Genomic DNA, 16,386 nt, shown 5'->3' with positions numbered 1-16,386 from the left:
AAGAGTCCTCCTCAAAAGTGTAAAAATGTCTACTCAGTTAATTGTTCTCCATAATATAAATAAATTCCTTTAATTTTAATATAATAATGTATCAATGACACATTTTTGGGCTTTTTACATAAAATATAGAAATTAACTAAAGGACTTTTATAGTTTATTAAAGGAGGAAGCTATATATGTGTGGAATAAACGGCCTATATTTTTTTAACTCGAAAGGTAATGAGGCTAAAACACTCATGAAAAAAATGGCAGATTTAATGATTCATCGCGGCCCAGACAGTGAGGGCATTTTTCTCAATCAAAAAATAGGCCTATCTTTTAGAAGATTATCCATTATTGACACCGAAGGAGCTAACCAACCTTTAACTAATGAAAAGGGTAACATTAAGCTGGTTTGCAACGGCGAAATATATAATTATAAGCAACTACGAAAACATCTAGAAACAAGAGGACACAAGTTTTCCACACAGGGAGATACAGAAACCATAGTTCATCTATACGAAGAATATGGGAAAGATTTAGTTGACCACCTTAGAGGTATGTTTGCTTTTATTCTTTATGATTTAGAAAAAGATATTGTCTTAGTTTGTAGAGATCATTTTGGAATAAAGCCCTTATACTATAACATAAATCAAGATAGATTGGCATGTTCGTCTGAACTTAAAAGTTTGATGCTTGCTTTAGATGAAAAACAAATAGATAAAAAAAGTCTTTGCTACTACCTTACCTATCAATACGTTCCATTGGATAAGACCATACTTAAAGATGTTTTTAAGCTTCTGCCCGGGCATAGATTAATCATAGAAAATGGAAAAGTGAAAACAGAACGGTATTGGACTGCAAAATTTTCTCCAAAGAATAAGTCATTAGAACAATACAGAGATGAAATCGCACATGTAATGGAACAGTCAGTTAAAGTTCATATGCAAAGTGATGTGCCTGTGGGCGCCTTCCTATCTAGCGGAGTAGACTCAACAGCTGTAGCAGCATTGATGAGGCATAGAAAAAAAATCAAAACTTTTTCGGTAGGCTTTGACGGACCTCAAAATGAGTGCATCCACTCTTCTAAAACTGCTAAAGTTTTAGATACTCAGCATCATAAATGGATGATTTCTGAACAGGAATACTTCCAATCTATCAATGATTATATTAGGTATATAGATGAGCCTGTGGCTGATCCTTCTGCAATAGCACTTTATCTAGTTTCAAAGTTGGCTTCAAAACATGTAAAAGTAGTTTTATCTGGGGAAGGAGCCGATGAATTTTTTGCTGGTTATAGGATTTACCAAGAACCGTTGGCGTTAAAAAATTTTGCTCTGTTACCAGGCAGCTTGAAAACAGGCTTAAACAAATTAATAAAACCTACCTTCAATTTTTATGGTAAAAACTATATCTTAAGAGGCACTACTCCTTTATCCCAACGCTTTTTAGGTAATGCCAAAATTTTTGTAGATGACATTGATAATATTATGTTAGACCTCCCTTCCGATTTTCAGTCGCCATTTGAGCTTACAGCACCATTTTATAACTCTGTTTCTCAGTTAGATCCTGTAAAGCAAATGCAATTAATTGACATAAACTTCTGGTTGCCTGGGAATATACTAACCAAGGCCGATAAAATGTCTATGGCCAATTCAATTGAGTTGCGAGTACCTTTTTTAGACATAGAGGTTTTCAAAGTAGCTAGCCAAATTCCCACTGAATTTTTAATAAACACTAAGGCAACTAAGATTATTCTTCGCGATTCATTAAAACAAGTAGTGCCAAACCACATTATTGACCGACCAAAGCTAGGTTTTCCTGTGCCATTAGCTACTTGGCTTAAAGGTAAGCGTGGCTCACATTGTATTGATGTAATAAAAGACAGTGGCCTAGGAAAATACATCAACTTAAATTATGCTGATAAATTATATAAAGACCACAAAAAAGGCAAAGCTAACAACGCTCGAAAGCTTTGGACGCTATATATTTTAGCTATGTGGTACAAAAAAAATTTGAATTAGACTTCTATTTTGAGAAAAGTTAAATATATTTAAACTAGAATATATTTAGAAAATTGTAAGATCTCCGTATATTACGTATTGCCATAAAAGGCAAAGCCTTTAGGCATTATAGATTTACAATTTTCTAGTAAAACTTTAAGGAGGGGTAGTATTTGACAGCTTCAAATAAGTCTGAAAAGGATTTTTTAGTTACTTTGTTGTTAGCAATTTTTGTAGGGGGATTAGGTGTTCATAGGTTTTATGCCGGCAAAATAGGAACAGGTGTGTTAATGCTCATAACAGCTGGTGGCTGTGGTATTTGGTGGATTATTGACATAATTTTAGTAGCTACTGGCAAATTTACAGATAACTTGGGTAGAACTATTTCTAAAAATTAAATAACATCAAAATAGGTAGCTATGTTGCTGTCTATTTTGATGTTACTTTATATTTTTTCTTAGTATATATTGCTAACTTAAAATATTTAGTTATAATGTATATTATACAATAATGAATGGAAGGGAAATACTATGCAAACGCAAACGGAGCAAAAAAATTTTCTAGTTGCTTTACTTAGTTATTTTTGTTGGCACATTAGGAATCCACAGATTCTATGTTGGTAAAGTTGGTACAGGATTACTTATGTTATTTACCTTTGGCGGTTGTGGCATATGGTGGATAATAGACCTTATTATTGTCCCCACAGGAAGTTTTACTGATAGCCATGGCCAACCATTAGCTAAAGACTAATCCTAATTTTTGTTTAGTCTAATTACATACTTTGTTTGTGTAATACCAGCACTTATATCTCATAGTATTATAAAAGAACAAGCAAAATATGTTTTGTTATAAAAAGGAAGATTTACCTTCCTTTTTATAACTTCAAAAGTGAGGTAAAAGACTATGTTCCCAAAAATATTGATGGGCGAAAATAGAGATCATGCCAAATTGGCATTTTTCTTAATAGTCCCTGCTCTATTTATGGTCATTCCAGCCAGAGTAGTAGAAGATATTGGGTCACTATGTTTGTTTAATAATTTATTTGGAGTTGAATGCTGGGGTTGTGGTCTTACAAGGGCTTTTTCTAACTTTTTTAATTTCAACTTTAGCCAGGCATTTAATTACAATAAAGGAGTCATAGTTATTATACCCTTAATGGCCTTTTTGTGGTTACATTTTATCTACTACTATATAAAAAAATATTTTTTAAAATAAACATCAAAACGAGTCTAATTTAAATGACAAGCTCGTTTTGATGTTTATTTGTATCATTGTTTTTTAACTTAAACTATTTAGGTTTTTCTGCCACAACAAATACTCTATCGCTATCCTGCTTTACTGGCTCTCCCTTAAAATTATTAAAAGTAAACAAGATTTCAAAGCCTACCTGTTGAAGAATTTGTGTAATCTCTTTATATTCATAGGGCTTTTGTATATGCAACTCCCACTGACCATCAAAAAACTCAAAAATAGTTTGTGCCAATCTTTTATGACTATTATATGTCATTTTATGGTCGTAATACCCTCCCGGTACCATTCTTCTAATTTCAAAGTTATTATTTTTTCGATAAGCTTTCTCAGTATTAAAATCAAATATAAACCTACCTCCAGGGTGTAGTAACTCAAAAGAAGAATTGAACATTTTTCTCACATCTGAACTATTAAGTAAATAATTTACAGAATCGAAGGCGCAGGTAATGATGTCAACCTTTCTATTTATATCAGGGTTAAGCATGTTATCGACCTTGAACTCCACACCCTTAATGGAGTTCTTTTTTAAGTTTGCCACCTCTATCATTTCTGTGGAAATATCAATTCCTTTTACATTAAAGCCGTTTCTAGCAAGGTTAATAGCTAAACTTCCCGTCCCACATGCTAAATCAAGAACAGTAATTTGGCCTTTTTCAGGTATAAAATTAAGAACAAGCTCCGAATACCTCTGTGCAAAAGATCCCCAGTACGTATCGTAAATTGTGCTTAATATTTGATAATTTTTCGCCAATTTAATCTCACCCCCTTGGTTTAATATTCTAAAATTTTATACAATATCCTTTTAAATATACAAAAAAACATCAAGCAAAAGGAAAATTTTATTAATTTCTCACAATACATAAATCAAAATAGATCTAAAACCCTTAATTGGCCACGAAAACGTATAAACTAGCTACATGCTGGGACAATAATTCTCTTTCCAAATAAGCTACATGCTTGGTCGCAATGAATATTTAACTATATATCCAATGCTATTTGTTTAGCATCTACAAATTTAATAAGTCTTTTATTAGCTTCCAGGTTATGGATACCTTACAGACCCAGCATCAAATCTATTTTCAACTCCTGCTCTTTGTCCCAGCAGAATGAGCAAGTATCGACGTTTTCGTGGCCAACTAAGTTTTTGACTTTCATTCCCAATTACATATGCATCTTCTAATTGCAAACTGCCCATCAGCACTTGTATTTCTCAACCCGAGATTTTTCCTAGAGCTTCCTTTTAGATTCCACATCACTATAGACTTCCTTGCATCTAGTGGTTCCTATCCTATTTACCAAGCCCACAGTGAATTTCACCGCCACTGCTGAGCGCATTAAAAAAGTAAGGCTTTTCAGCCTTACTTTTTAAAATTCTACTTTTACGTCTATGTCGCTATCAGCTTTTAAATCATCAATTACTTCCTGCACTTTCAAACCAAGTTCCTCTTCCATCAATTGATTTTCTATCATTGGTTTAATTTCCTCAAATTCAGGAACGTCCATGCCTTGAGCTTCCATCATTTCAACTTGTTGATCATAAACTTCCTGAATTTTCTCATCTGACACAGTTATTGCATCAAAGTCAATTTTAGTTTCTAAAAACTCTTCTTGAACCAACTCTTGAGTCACTAACTCTCTGTACTCATTTAGTGACACTCCAAGCTGCTCTTTAAGAATATTTTCAAACTCTTCTTCATCACCAGCAAAATCAGTGTCAATAGTAGAATTAATAAATTCATCTACTTCATTTTCCACTGAATCTTTAGTTATACCTTGTTGTTTAGCACCTTGATTCACTAATTCCACACTAATAAGTTGTTCTAAAATTTGCTCTTGAACCTGTGGTTTAAATTCTTGAAACTCAGGATCTTCTTCTAAAGCTTCAAGGTCATGCCCTTGCTGCTGAAGATTTACAAGATATTGGTCGTATTCAACTTCAAAGTCCTCTTTGCTAATCTCTTCTCCATTTACAGTAGCTAGCACAGCTGGCAAACCTTCTTCACTGCTACTACACGCTACAACTAACACCCCTAAAAGCGCGACTATTAAAAATAAAGATATTTTCTTAAACACCAAAAACCCTCCTAAAATTATCATTAGTCGATATTCTACTAAAGACTGTTGACTTTGTCAAATTAGAGTACATTATTATTATCTGCATTTGTTAATGTTTAACAAATAGCATAACTAAGATTAGTTTTTAGGTTAATTGGTAAAATTAATAGAAACCAAAAATAAAAAGTAAGGTGATATTATGGCAGAAAATAACAAAGATGTTTATGATGATGTTAGCAAAGAGGAACTAGAAGAAAAATTATTTAACAGAAATTTCGTGAAGTATGGTTTAGATTTAAATCCCGTAGTATCTATCAGTGCAGGAGTATTTGTCATACTTTTTGCTTTGTATGCCTTATTTAATTTGGAGCATGCAAATGAAATGTTCGTTTTAATTAACGACGCTATAATCCAAAATGCCGATTGGGTATTCATCTTAGGAAGCAACTTTTTTATAGTAGTTTCTTTGTATTTTGCTTTTTCCAAACTAGGAAATGTAAGAATAGGTGGTGTTCACAGCAAGCCAGAGTTTTCCAATTTCGCTTGGTTCTCTATGCTACTATCAGCTGGAATGGGCATAGGTTTAATGTTTTGGGCAGTTGGTGAGCCATTATATCATTCTGAAATAACTCCCCCAATTTTTGTTGGCGAGGCTGATAGTGCTACCACAGCTTTAGCGGCAACCTTCTTTCACTGGGGCTTTCACCCATGGGGTATATATGCTTTAATTTCATTAGCACTAGCTTTTTTTGCTTACAACAAGAATCTACCTTTGTCTTTACGTTCGGTTTTTTATCCATTGCTAGGTGACAGGGTTTTTGGTCTAATAGGTGATCTAATAGATACCTTAGCAGTTTTAGCTTGCTTATTCGGCTTAGCTACCTCATTAGGACTGGGAGCCCAACAAGTAAATAGCGGTCTAAATTACTTAATAGGTATTGAAATCAGTGTTACAGTTCAAGTACTTTTAATAGCTGGCATAACGGGAATTGCAGTAATCTCCGTAGTTTCAGGAATTGATAAAGGGGTTAAATTTTTATCACAATTAAATATACAAATAGCCTTTGTGGTCATGCTAATTGTGCTTATACTAGGACCTACCGGCTTTATTATAAGAATGTTTGCTAACTCTTTAGGTCTTTACCTAAATGACTTTGTACAATCTTCATTTTTCATCTCTGTAGGAGACAAAGAGTGGCAAGGGTCTTGGTCTGTATTTTATTTAGCATGGTGGATTTCATGGTCACCATTTGTAGGAATGTTCATAGCTCGAATATCAAGAGGAAGAACAATTCGGGAATTTGTCCTCGCTGTTATGATAGTGCCTTCTATGCTCTCTTTTTTATGGCTTTCAACTTTTGGAAGCACTGCTATACATTTAAATGAAATCAACAATGGAGCTCTATTCCAAGCTGTTCAAGACGATTTACCAGTTGCACTTTTTGAAATGGTTAATCTTCTTCCTATGCCGCTCTTAGAAGGACTTTTAAGAATGTTTATTTCTGGATTAGCAACGATTTTAATAATTTCTTTCTTTGTCACCTCAAGTGACTCTGGTTCATTGGTGGTGGATAACATCACTTCAGGTGGAAAACTTGATTCTCCGGTTCCTCAAAGGGTTTTCTGGGCTTGTATGGAAGGATTAGTTGCAGCGGTCTTACTTATTATCGGTGGAGAAGCAGCATTAAATGCACTCCAAACTGCTGTTATTAGTACTGGGCTACCCTTTGCTATACTATTAACAATAATGAGTATCTCATTACTAAAAAGTTTACAGGTTTCTCATCAAAAGCAAAAATCAATTAGAGATGTAAAGCACTTTAAAAACATTCGTAGAAAACTGGATAAAGAAAAAAAAGGTAAAAAAGGCTGACATAAACAAGGAAACCTCCTTGTCTATGCCAGCCTTTAACGTACTTAAATAACCTCTTTGGTGTTACTATATTTCCCACACCTATCCTGCCACATAGCCACTATTTGCCCTTCTAGCTCCACCTTTATAACTTCGCAAAAGTTAGAGCAGTCATTACACTGGAAGGTAGATGGGGTGAAATCTAAGTCTGTAGATTGAAACCCTCTAAAGTTTGTTTGAATTCCTTCCCTTGAAATATGATCTTTGGCTAGTATAGCAGATCCTATGGCACCCATTATATCATAATGTTTCGGGACAATAACTTTATGATTTATTTCTTTTTCAAAAGCTGCTTTAATCCCTTCATTAGCAGCAACTCCACCTTGAAAAACATAGGGTGGTTTTAGTTTTTTACCTCTCCCCAAATTATTAATATAGTTTCTCACTAAGGCTTGACACAAACCATTTATAATCTCCGCTTTAGAAAAACCATATTGTTGTTTGGCTATCATATCCGACTCTGCAAACACTGTACATCTTCCCGCTATCCTAACATTCCTTTGTGCAGTAAGAGCTAGCGAGCCAAACTCCTCGATAGGAACTCCTAATCGTTCCGCTTGATGATCCAAAAAAGACCCAGTTCCTGCAGCACACACTGTGTTCATAGCGAAATCAGTAACCATCTGATCTTCTAATACAATGATTTTCGAGTCTTGCCCACCTATTTCAAAAATTGTTTTTACGTCGGGCACTTCACTTGCTGTTGCAGTAGCATGTGCAGTAATTTCGTTTTTAACTACATCAGCACCCACCATTATACCAACTAATTGTCTACCACTACCTGTTGTACCAACCGCACTTATTTTTATGTCTTTATCAAGTTTGGACGCAATTTCTTTTAAACCATTTTTTACTGTCTCAATAGGTTGACCATTTGTTCGAGCATATAAAGAATGTAGTACTTCATTGTTGTTGTCGATAATTACAATATTAGTACTTACTGAGCCAATATCTATACCCATATAAGCTTTCATGAAATCCCTCCAATTATGAGATCTTTTAGGCGTTTGCAAATCCCTCCTCAACTACCTAGGAGAATGTCAAGTGTCATGTTCGTGTGTAGAAAACTAAAATCTAATCTTTTTGCAATTACCTATGAAATCTTTTTTCTCTTTTTACCTTTTATTAAATCAACAAAAGCCTCTACTCTGGTAAGAGTGTTCGCTACTCCTGTTTGCTCATCTAAAGATAAACTTAACACAGGTATATCTAATTCATTAGATATTTTTGGTATGATACTTTGAGTTACTAGCTCCGGCAGACAGCCAAAAGGCATCAGATGTATTACTCCATCAAAGCCTCTATTATGATAATCTACAATATGTCCTACAGATTGTCTAGCATGTCCTCCAATATTTATTGGAATATACTCTTCACCAAGTTCCACTATCTTTTTTTCATGGGTTTTGTTTATAAGAGGCATCTTCGACAAAGTAGAATAACAAACCCAGTCATAAAGATATTGTGACCTCTCTACTTCCACCCCCAAATTACCTAACATTTCTTCCATTTTTATATTAATAGTAGGTTCCATTACAACATAGATTTCTCCTACTATACCTATTCTTAATCTTTTATCTTCTTTAACTTCTTTTGTTTTAATTTTATCCAGTAAAACCATAGATTCAATATAAGCTCTTTGCACTTCTTTTTTGGTATAAGCTTTGTCAAAAATAGACTGTATATCTTCCCAAACTTTTGTAGTCTGACCTTTCGTAACCTCATAAGCTCTTATTTTCTGAACTCTTTTCTCTAAATCATCTAGTTTTTTAATCATATAAAAAACTGTCTTTAATGAAGATACCACCTTAAAAACAGAGGTGTCTCCTTTAATTTTTTTAGCATTTTTAATAAAGTTGTTCCAATCTAGATAAGGAGAATTGAAAACTATAAAATCAGCATCAAACCCTTCTTCTTCAAGTATTCTTCTATGAACCTTTTCATAAAATCCTGCTCTACAAGGTCCATTTCCTCCCGAAGTCACTAAGGTGTCGGCTCCCTTTTCTATAGCTTCTATATAACTACCTGTAATAACTTTAAGTGGAAAACAAGCAAACTCCGGACTATATTTAACTCCTAAATCAATAGTCCTTTGACTTGGTTTGGGAGGTGTAACCACCTGATTACCTAAAAGTTCTAGTAACTTTTTATAAATAACAGTAGTCCCCATATAGGGAAAAGCTACTTTCATATTTAAGCACCTCTTTTGTCTTTTTTTCTAATGATCATGTCAACAAATGCCTCAATCCTAGTTTGCAAGTGGTTCTCACCAGAATGCTCATCGATTCTCACTGTCATAAAAGGCTTTTTATATCTTTCCGATTCATATTCTAATATTTTACCCAACATAGCATCCGGACCACAACCAAAAGCTGTTACATGTATAATCCCGTCCACCTCGGGATACTCATAAAACTTATAACCAGCGCTATAAAGCCTGTTGCTAAAAGTCCAAAATAAGTTTTTGTCCATGTCACTAATCCTTTGGTTCAACACCTTAGGATCTTCCATCTCAAAAGTTTTTACATTGACGCCCATATCTCTAAATTTCGTCAAAATATCCATGCTAACATATGGATCATATAAATTATAAACATAACCTATGACACCCAAAGTAACATTTTTTTGCTCTTTTAGCACTCTTTCTTTTTTGTTGAAAAGTATATCCATCGCCTCTGTAGCTAAATAACCTTTTTGACATAGTTCTCTAAACTCCATCCAACTGGATTCAGCTGCTTTGAGGGCTTGCTTATTCTTTTTTTGAGAAACACCTAACTGCTTTGCTACATCTTTAAATGCTTTTGCTTTTGCTATATTATCAGATTTTGCTTTAATAGTGGGCATTATAAGCTTATCTTCAACTCCATCAAAATAATGTCTTATTAAATCTGGCAACCCCATAAACTTAGGACAAAAATACTTTCCTTTTTCTATACTTTCAAACCTTGGCACAAATATATAGTCCACCTGCTGTTCCAAAAGATTAATTACATGTCCCATATAAATTTTTATCGGAACACATAATTCTGGAACTGAATGCTTTACTCCCTGATCTACTATCTCTTTAGTTGTAGGTAGGCTAGTTATAGTTTCAAATCCTAATTCTTCAAAATAGACCTTCCAAAACGGATAATAGTACCAGTGCAATAACCCCTGCGGTATCCCAACTCTCAAGTTATCTCCCCCATTTCTATATATATTAGATAGATAAGCTTACTTATTTTTTTTCATTAACTATTACAATTCAACAAAAATTTTATTTTTCCTCTTTCAAATTGTTCCTTTCAACAGTTTATTTTTAAAATTTATATTATAAAGCGGAGCTTTGCCTTTTATTGGTTGACCAGTAAATTTTACTGAATATTGACTTTTTCTAGTAACCTTTAAGTTAGGTTATAGAAGTTAACCTAGAAACAAAAGCAAGGACACTCTCCTTTTACATCCTTTAATCTAAAAACTTGTTTATTGTGTTGAACCTTTAAAACCCAATCTTTATGCTGTTGGTAAATAGGTTGAGTAAACTTCCATTTCAATTATTAACTTCATAATAACACCCTTTATTCCTGTTATGTGATTACCATAACAGATGTAACTGCGCAGGTAATTTGCTTTTATTTGATTTTACGAACATCTGTTTGTGTTTTTCTGTAATACTTGATATAATTGTCATGAGGTGAAAAGCATGACTTTAAGCTCGTTTGAAAAATTAGTTATTTTAGGTGAGGGAGCCAAGTATGATGTTTGTGCGTCTACCTCTGTAAATCATAAAAAAGTATTTTCTGGATCAAAACTGGGATTAGGAACAACATCTTCATGTGGCGTTTGTCATTCCTTTACTCCAGATGGGCGTTGTATTTCTCTGTTAAAAGTGTTAATGACAAATGTATGTCAAAAAGACTGCTGCTATTGCCCCAACCGGCGACAGCGAGATGTTAAGCGCACTTCTTTTACTGCCAATGAGTTAGCTTCATTATTCATAGAATTTTATCGTCGTAATTATGTAGAAGGTTTATTTTTAAGCTCTGGTGTAAAAAACACTACTTTTCAGACTATGGATGAAATGTTGCAGTGTATTGAAATTATAAGGTACAAACACAATTTCAATGGTTACATCCATTTAAAAATCTTACCGGGAGCAAAAGAAGAGCAAATAGAAGCTGCATGTACCCTTGCCAACCGAGTTTCTATAAATTGTGAAGCACCACAACAAAAACATTTAAACAAGTTAAGCAAAACAAAAAATTTTAACAAAGATATACTTAACACCTTTAAAACTATCGATAAATACCAAGGCACAAATAAATGTAATCAGTCAACTCAATTTATTGTAGGTGCCAGTGGGGAAACAGATAAGGATATCTTGTCTAGAGTAGATAGCCTATATAACAACTTTGGAGTAAAAAGAGCTTATTTTTCTGCATTTACACCAGTTATGGGCACGCCACTAGAAAGTTTAAGTAGCACACCACTTTTAAGGGAAAACCGACTATACCAAAGCGATTTTCTAATTAGGTTATATAACTTTAAAGTACATGATCTTACTTTTATAAATGGCAACTTACAGGACAATATGGACCCAAAGCTAGCTTTTGCATTAAATAATTTAGCACTTTATCCCATAGAAGTTAACACCGCTAACTTTGATAAATTGCTTAAAGTACCTGGCATAGGTCCTGTTTCTGCAAAAAGAATTATTAAGCTACGAAGAACAACTAAAATTTTAGATCCCAATCAGTTAAAAGCAATTAGAGTGGTTGTTAAAAGAGCTTTGCCTTTTATTTCCTTAAACGGTAAAGTCTTTGACAGCATAGAAAAATTCTATAAAAATCAGAATAAGGTTAAACAATTAAGTTTTGATTTCTAACTAAGGGGTGAGTGATAAATGTATGTTTACTCCGATTCTGTAAACGATATGTTAAAAAGTGCTTTTATATATTCCCACACTGGGCAGTTTCCCCTCCACAGTAGCGAAGTTGATAATTCTTTATTTTCTATCAATATCACTCCAGTAAATAGTATCAGCTGGAGCGATATTTTTCTGCTTAATCCAAGGTTTCAAAGTGCAAAAAAGGAAATACAAAACAGTATGCTAATCCCCCTTGTTCTATTAAATTTGCGTTATAGTTCTGATGATAAACATAGTTTAATAATTGAAGGGCTTAAGAATGCTATTGAGAATTCTGTAATAAAGTTTTGCAGCGACTATAACCCAGTTTTTACTAAGCTCACAAAACGCAAAAATTGCTGTTTACGTGAAGTTCATAAAATGCTAGGGCTTATTAGGTTTACTCCTGTAAACCATAAGCTCGCTGGAGTAGCACTCCTTGAACATAATACAGCAGATTTGATATTATATAGATTCCGCAAAAGATATCCAAAGGAACATTTAGTGTTACTTGTCGGTAGTGATACAGTGGAACTAAATAGCGTAGATGAAATTATAATCGGAAAAGCAGATAATTATATCCCATTTATCAAAAATGATGATTTTACGTCTGTATGGAAAAAATATTATGAATCTCAATACATCCCCAGTAGAAAAAATTTAAAATTACTTCAACATCATATACCCAAAAAATATTGGAATTGGCTTACTGAGGGAGACTTTATCAAAAGCAAGTTAAATTAAATGTAATTACTTTGTTAAAAAATTATGTTGAAAATATTTTATGTTTAATATATAATTATAATTAATAGAAACGATAATTAGTTATTATAATTATATATAGGTGGATGACTGTTACCTGAAAGATCTGCTTGCAGACGCCGAAGGAGAAAAGATAAAAGGAAGCTAATACTTTTATCCGAAACTTTCAGGCAAAAGGATGGTAACGTGACACAACTCTGGAGAGACTATATGCGCCGAAGAAGCAACTTGATTTCACAATCAAGCAAACTATCAGGCAAAAGGACAGAGAGCTATTTAGCATAGAACTACTATGCATAAATGGCTCTCTTTTTTATATGCCTTAAAAATTCATTTACAAGGAGGTTTTCATAAATGGAGACTATTATCGGGTTATCATTACTTATTTTTGCACTTACTTTATTTTCGCTCTTTAGTTTTAAAGCCCCCATGGGTAAGGAAGCAATGTCTGCTTTAGCAGGCACTGCCATCGCTACTTTTCTTGTTGAAGCGGTACACAACTTTATAAGCGGTGACTTGTTTGGCATTGAATTTTTGCAGGAGGTTGGAGTTTCTGCTGGAAGTCTAAGTGGAACCATTGCAGCAATATTAGTCCCAATTAAAATGGGCGTCAACCCAGTTTTTGCAGTTGTAGCTGGAGCTGCTCTATTAGAGGTTGGTATCATCCCTGGTTTTGTAGCTGGATATTTAGTGGGAATCATTGCTCCTAAACTTGAAGAAAAACTACCAAGTGGCGTAAGCACCATTGTGGGAGCTTTAGTGCTAGCACCTTTTAGCAGGTTTGTTGCAGTTATTACAATCCCTATAGTTGATGCCACTTTGTTAAATATCGGGGATATGATTGTTATAGCTTCTGAGCAATCTCCAGTCGTTATGGGTTTCTTTTTAGGAGGTATCATTAAAGTAATTTGCTCTTCTCCTCTAAGCTCGATGGCGTTAACTGCTATGCTTGGCCTACAAGGTTTAGCCATGGGCATAGCATCAATTGCCAGTTTTGCTGGCGCTTTTGCTAATGGCGTTTTATTTAAAAGGTTAAAATTTGGGGATAACAGCAATGTGGTAGCGGTAATGTTAGAGCCTCTAACACAAGCAGACATAATTACCACCAATCCACTTCCCATTTATTTTACTAATTTCCTAGGTGGTGGGATAGGTGGCCTTATTGCTGTTTACTTTGGTATTGTATCTAATGCTCCAGGTACAGCTTCACCAATACCTGGTATGCTTGCACCTTTTGCTTTTAACGCACCGATTACTGTTGTAACAGCCTTAATTTTAGCTGTAGTCGGCGGACTACTAGGGGGCTATATTGGTTCAACAGTGTTTCTCCTTGCCTCTAAGAAAAAGGTAGTACTTAAAACCTCCCAAAACTAGACAGTGACCCCTTTAACATGGTATATTTAAACAATTGAATAAAGTTTAAACGGAGGTAATCTTATCAAAGTAAAAAATAGCAATAAATTGGGAACAGAGCCTATATTGCCACTATTATTTAAACTCTCTCTTCCTGGTATCGTTGCCATGGGAGTTCAAGCTTTATATAACGTAGTAGACAGTTTCTTTGTAGCACAGCTGGGAGATGAAGCTATAGCAGCTCTTTCTATCGCTTTCCCTATTCACATTATGCTTATAGCTTTAGCTGTGGGAACAGGGGTAGGAACTAACTCTTTAATTTCACGAATGTTAGGAAAAGGGGATAACGATGGTGCTGTCAAAACTTCCGAACACGTCATTGTTATTTCAATTTTATATGGCAGTATAATTTTTTTGCTAGGTGTATTTTTCCCTCACAGATATATAAGCCTATTTACCGATGATTCACTTACTACTACCTATGCAATGCAGTATATCCGAATTATTTTAATAGGTTCTCTACCTATGTTTTTAGGTTTTTTGATAAGTGATGTTTTAAGGGGGCAAGGCAATACTCTAACACCGATGATAGCAATGATTGCAGGTGCAATTACTAATATATTGTTAGATCCAATTTTAATTTTTGGTCTTGGCCCCATTCCAGCAATGGAGGTAAAAGGTGCTGCGATTGCTACTATTATAAGCAAGATAATTACAGCAGCAACTGTCATCTATATACTTTTAAGGGGGAAAAATGAAGTTCAGCCAAAATTTCATAAAGGTTTTGCCTTTAACAAAGATATAGTCAAAAAAATATATACTGTAGGACTTCCAGCAACAGTTATGCAGATGTTAGGAGCTATAATGATTGCAGGTATTAACATGATTGTAGGAGGAATGAATGAACTCGCCTTATCTGCAACTGGTATATATTTTAGGGTACAGTCCTTTGTTTTCATGCCAGTCTTTGGCCTTTCCCAAGGCTATATACCATTAGTAGGCTATAACTTTAGCAACGGAAACATAGGTAGGGTAAAGAAAACCATCAAATACGGTGTTGCAGCAAGTATTATATTTACAGGGACAGGATTTATATTATTCCAATTATTCCCTCATATCATTGCAGCCCCTTTTGTGGATAACCATGAGCTACTTCTTATCACTGAAACTACTTTTAAAAATATCAGTATCGCTTTCCCTATCATAGGTCCTGCTATTATCGGAGCTACAACCTTTCAAGCTATTGGGCATGGGTTCCCTTCTTTGACCTTATCCTTTCTAAGACAAATTATCCTGCTACTCCCTATAGCTTACCTCCTATCTTTTACTGGCTCTGTAAGTACCGTTTGGTTTGCTTTTCCAATCTCAGAGTTATTAACTTTTATAGTAATGATTATATGGTTAAAAACTACATTAAAGAAAGAGTTTTCTAAAAAAGTAAAAATGGAATGCTAAAAAGCTGCTCATAAATAAAATGAGCAGCTTTTTTAGCCAATAATATAGCTTCGATACACTTTAAATTAATATACACCCACTTAACCAGCTATAAATTGTTATGATACTCTTCTTTTAACAGCCCCATAGCTATATTGTCATAGTACTTCCCATCTCTATACACTTCTTGTCTCAGAGTACCTTCTACCATAAAACCACATTTTTTATAGCAAGCTATCGCCCTTTTATTGAAGGATATCACCCTTATACTTAATTTGTTGATATTCACCTGGTTAAAAGCAAAGTCAACCAACACTCTAAAAGCATCAGTCCCATAGCCTTTTCCTCTGTGCTCTTTACCAATAAATATGCCTATTGTCGCAACACTGTTTTTCCAATCTATGCTATTAACACCACATCCTCCAATATATTTATCATCCTCTATAGTTTCAATCGCAAAACTATAGATATCCTTAGTTGCTGAGTTCATTTCCAGCCAATTTTTTTCATCTTCCAAAGTATAAGGGTATGGTATACCTGGATTGAGGTTTTTTTTGGTTTCTGGCTCATTTACATAAGCTAAAGCCTGATGTAAATCATCTTGCCTATACTCTCTTAGCCTGATTATTTCACCTTTGTACATCTAACTCCCCCTTTTATTAGCAATTGCAAAACTCTACAATATCTGATATGACAACTTTTTTATAAATCCCCCAAACTACCTAGTGTAACCTGAGTCTAAAGCAAAGAAT

The 16,386-nt window shown here is 34.3% G+C and carries 17 protein-coding genes and 1 riboswitch; of the genes, 9 read left to right on the top strand and 8 right to left on the bottom strand.

The genetic code is table 11. The features are described from left to right. The first annotated feature begins 176 nt into the window (after positions 1–176). The 3 genes from asnB (at position 177) to PRVXT_RS04590 (ending at position 2,732) form a co-directional block, all read left to right on the top strand. Positions 177–2,003, top strand: coding sequence for an asparagine synthase (glutamine-hydrolyzing) (asnB, locus tag PRVXT_RS04600; protein ID WP_350344498.1), 1,827 nt, complete (start codon positions 177–179; stop codon positions 2,001–2,003). 152 nt (positions 2,004–2,155) lie between these two features. After that, entirely contained in the window at positions 2,156–2,380 is a 225-nt protein-coding gene (locus PRVXT_RS04595; RefSeq protein WP_350344497.1) for a TM2 domain-containing protein, read from the top strand. A 166-nt stretch (positions 2,381–2,546) separates the two neighbouring features. Beyond that, positions 2,547–2,732 (top strand): TM2 domain-containing protein, encoded by a 186-nt coding sequence (locus PRVXT_RS04590; protein WP_350344496.1) that lies wholly within the window; start codon positions 2,547–2,549, stop codon positions 2,730–2,732. A 188-nt stretch (positions 2,733–2,920) separates the two neighbouring features. Here PRVXT_RS04590 and PRVXT_RS04585 read toward each other — a convergent pair whose 3' ends face one another. Then, the gene (locus PRVXT_RS04585) at positions 2,921–3,085 is read right to left on the bottom strand and encodes a hypothetical protein (protein WP_350345178.1); all 165 of its coding nucleotides are present in this window, start codon (positions 3,083–3,085) and stop codon (positions 2,921–2,923) included. On the opposite strand from PRVXT_RS04585, the gene PRVXT_RS04580 reads away from it, so the two are divergent. After that, positions 3,009–3,197, top strand: coding sequence for a DUF2752 domain-containing protein (locus PRVXT_RS04580; protein ID WP_350345107.1), 189 nt, complete (start codon positions 3,009–3,011; stop codon positions 3,195–3,197). The genes PRVXT_RS04585 and PRVXT_RS04580 overlap by 77 nt on opposite strands. A 73-nt stretch (positions 3,198–3,270) precedes the next feature. On the opposite strand, the gene PRVXT_RS04575 is transcribed toward PRVXT_RS04580, so the two are convergent. The 3 genes from PRVXT_RS04575 to PRVXT_RS04565 form a co-directional block, all read right to left on the bottom strand. Further along, positions 3,271–3,984 carry a methyltransferase domain-containing protein gene (locus tag PRVXT_RS04575; protein WP_350344495.1) on the bottom strand — a complete coding sequence of 238 codons (714 nt, stop codon included), beginning with the start codon at positions 3,982–3,984 and terminating at the stop codon, positions 3,271–3,273. A gap of 291 nt (positions 3,985–4,275) precedes the next feature. Next, a complete protein-coding gene (locus PRVXT_RS04570; RefSeq protein WP_350344494.1) occupies positions 4,276–4,428 on the bottom strand; it encodes a hypothetical protein in 153 nt (50 codons plus the stop codon). Between the two features lie 170 nt (positions 4,429–4,598). Then, positions 4,599–5,306, bottom strand: a complete 708-nt coding sequence (locus PRVXT_RS04565) for a SurA N-terminal domain-containing protein (RefSeq protein WP_350344493.1) — start codon at positions 5,304–5,306, stop codon at positions 4,599–4,601. A gap of 181 nt (positions 5,307–5,487) precedes the next feature. On the opposite strand from PRVXT_RS04565, the gene PRVXT_RS04560 reads away from it, so the two are divergent. Further along, positions 5,488–7,161, top strand: coding sequence for a BCCT family transporter (locus PRVXT_RS04560; RefSeq protein ID WP_350344492.1), 1,674 nt, complete (start codon positions 5,488–5,490; stop codon positions 7,159–7,161). Between the two features lie 44 nt (positions 7,162–7,205). Here PRVXT_RS04560 and PRVXT_RS04555 read toward each other — a convergent pair whose 3' ends face one another. From PRVXT_RS04555 to PRVXT_RS04545, 3 genes are all read right to left on the bottom strand, one after another. Next, positions 7,206–8,174 (bottom strand): acyl-CoA dehydratase activase, encoded by a 969-nt coding sequence (locus PRVXT_RS04555; RefSeq protein WP_350344491.1) that lies wholly within the window; start codon positions 8,172–8,174, stop codon positions 7,206–7,208. A 119-nt stretch (positions 8,175–8,293) separates the two neighbouring features. After that, entirely contained in the window at positions 8,294–9,391 is a 1,098-nt protein-coding gene (locus tag PRVXT_RS04550) for a 2-hydroxyacyl-CoA dehydratase (RefSeq protein WP_350344490.1), read from the bottom strand. Between the two features lie 2 nt (positions 9,392–9,393). Then, positions 9,394–10,374, bottom strand: coding sequence for an acyl-CoA dehydratase activase-related protein (locus PRVXT_RS04545; protein ID WP_350344489.1), 981 nt, complete (start codon positions 10,372–10,374; stop codon positions 9,394–9,396). Positions 10,375–10,882: 508 nt separating this feature from the next. Between PRVXT_RS04545 and PRVXT_RS04540 the strand changes: the two genes are divergently transcribed. From PRVXT_RS04540 to PRVXT_RS04525, 4 genes are all read left to right on the top strand, one after another. After that, on the top strand, positions 10,883–12,064 hold the full coding sequence (locus tag PRVXT_RS04540) for a putative DNA modification/repair radical SAM protein (RefSeq protein ID WP_350344488.1): 1,182 nt from the start codon (positions 10,883–10,885) through the stop codon (positions 12,062–12,064). 18 nt (positions 12,065–12,082) lie between these two features. Continuing rightward, positions 12,083–12,829: a DUF4130 domain-containing protein gene (locus PRVXT_RS04535; RefSeq protein ID WP_350344487.1), complete on the top strand. Its 747-nt coding sequence runs from the start codon at positions 12,083–12,085 to the stop codon at positions 12,827–12,829. A 104-nt stretch (positions 12,830–12,933) separates the two neighbouring features. Beyond that, positions 12,934–13,039, top strand: a riboswitch (glycine riboswitch). 162 nt (positions 13,040–13,201) lie between these two features. Further along, complete coding sequence (locus PRVXT_RS04530; protein ID WP_350344486.1) at positions 13,202–14,221, top strand: PTS sugar transporter subunit IIC; 1,020 nt, start codon at positions 13,202–13,204, stop codon at positions 14,219–14,221. Positions 14,222–14,308: 87 nt separating this feature from the next. Beyond that, the gene (locus PRVXT_RS04525; protein ID WP_350344485.1) at positions 14,309–15,655 is read left to right on the top strand and encodes an MATE family efflux transporter; all 1,347 of its coding nucleotides are present in this window, start codon (positions 14,309–14,311) and stop codon (positions 15,653–15,655) included. An 88-nt stretch (positions 15,656–15,743) separates the two neighbouring features. Here the strand turns inward: PRVXT_RS04525 and PRVXT_RS04520 are convergent, their stop codons facing one another. Further along, a complete protein-coding gene (locus PRVXT_RS04520; protein ID WP_350344484.1) occupies positions 15,744–16,277 on the bottom strand; it encodes a GNAT family N-acetyltransferase in 534 nt (177 codons plus the stop codon). Positions 16,278–16,386: the final 109 nt, after the last annotated feature.

The organism is Proteinivorax tanatarense (genome assembly GCF_040267685.1).
Classification (GTDB): Bacteria; Bacillota; Proteinivoracia; order Proteinivoracales; family Proteinivoracaceae; genus Proteinivorax; species Proteinivorax tanatarense.
This window is presented reverse-complemented; position numbering and strand designations above follow the sequence as displayed.

What these genes read in the sequence shown, in the direction of transcription:
- asnB (WP_350344498.1), top strand. Translation starts at nt 177, where the DNA reads ATGTGTGGAATAAACGGCCTATATTTTTTTAACTCGAAAGGTAATGAG.
- PRVXT_RS04570 (WP_350344494.1), bottom strand. Translation starts at nt 4,428, where the DNA reads ATGGGCAGTTTGCAATTAGAAGATGCATATGTAATTGGGAATGAAAGT.
- PRVXT_RS04560 (WP_350344492.1), top strand. Translation starts at nt 5,488, where the DNA reads ATGGCAGAAAATAACAAAGATGTTTATGATGATGTTAGCAAAGAGGAA.
- PRVXT_RS04555 (WP_350344491.1), bottom strand. Translation starts at nt 8,174, where the DNA reads ATGAAAGCTTATATGGGTATAGATATTGGCTCAGTAAGTACTAATATT.
- PRVXT_RS04550 (WP_350344490.1), bottom strand. Translation starts at nt 9,391, where the DNA reads ATGAAAGTAGCTTTTCCCTATATGGGGACTACTGTTATTTATAAAAAG.
- PRVXT_RS04540 (WP_350344488.1), top strand. Translation starts at nt 10,883, where the DNA reads ATGACTTTAAGCTCGTTTGAAAAATTAGTTATTTTAGGTGAGGGAGCC.
- PRVXT_RS04535 (WP_350344487.1), top strand. Translation starts at nt 12,083, where the DNA reads ATGTATGTTTACTCCGATTCTGTAAACGATATGTTAAAAAGTGCTTTT.
- PRVXT_RS04530 (WP_350344486.1), top strand. Translation starts at nt 13,202, where the DNA reads ATGGAGACTATTATCGGGTTATCATTACTTATTTTTGCACTTACTTTA.
- PRVXT_RS04520 (WP_350344484.1), bottom strand. Translation starts at nt 16,277, where the DNA reads ATGTACAAAGGTGAAATAATCAGGCTAAGAGAGTATAGGCAAGATGAT.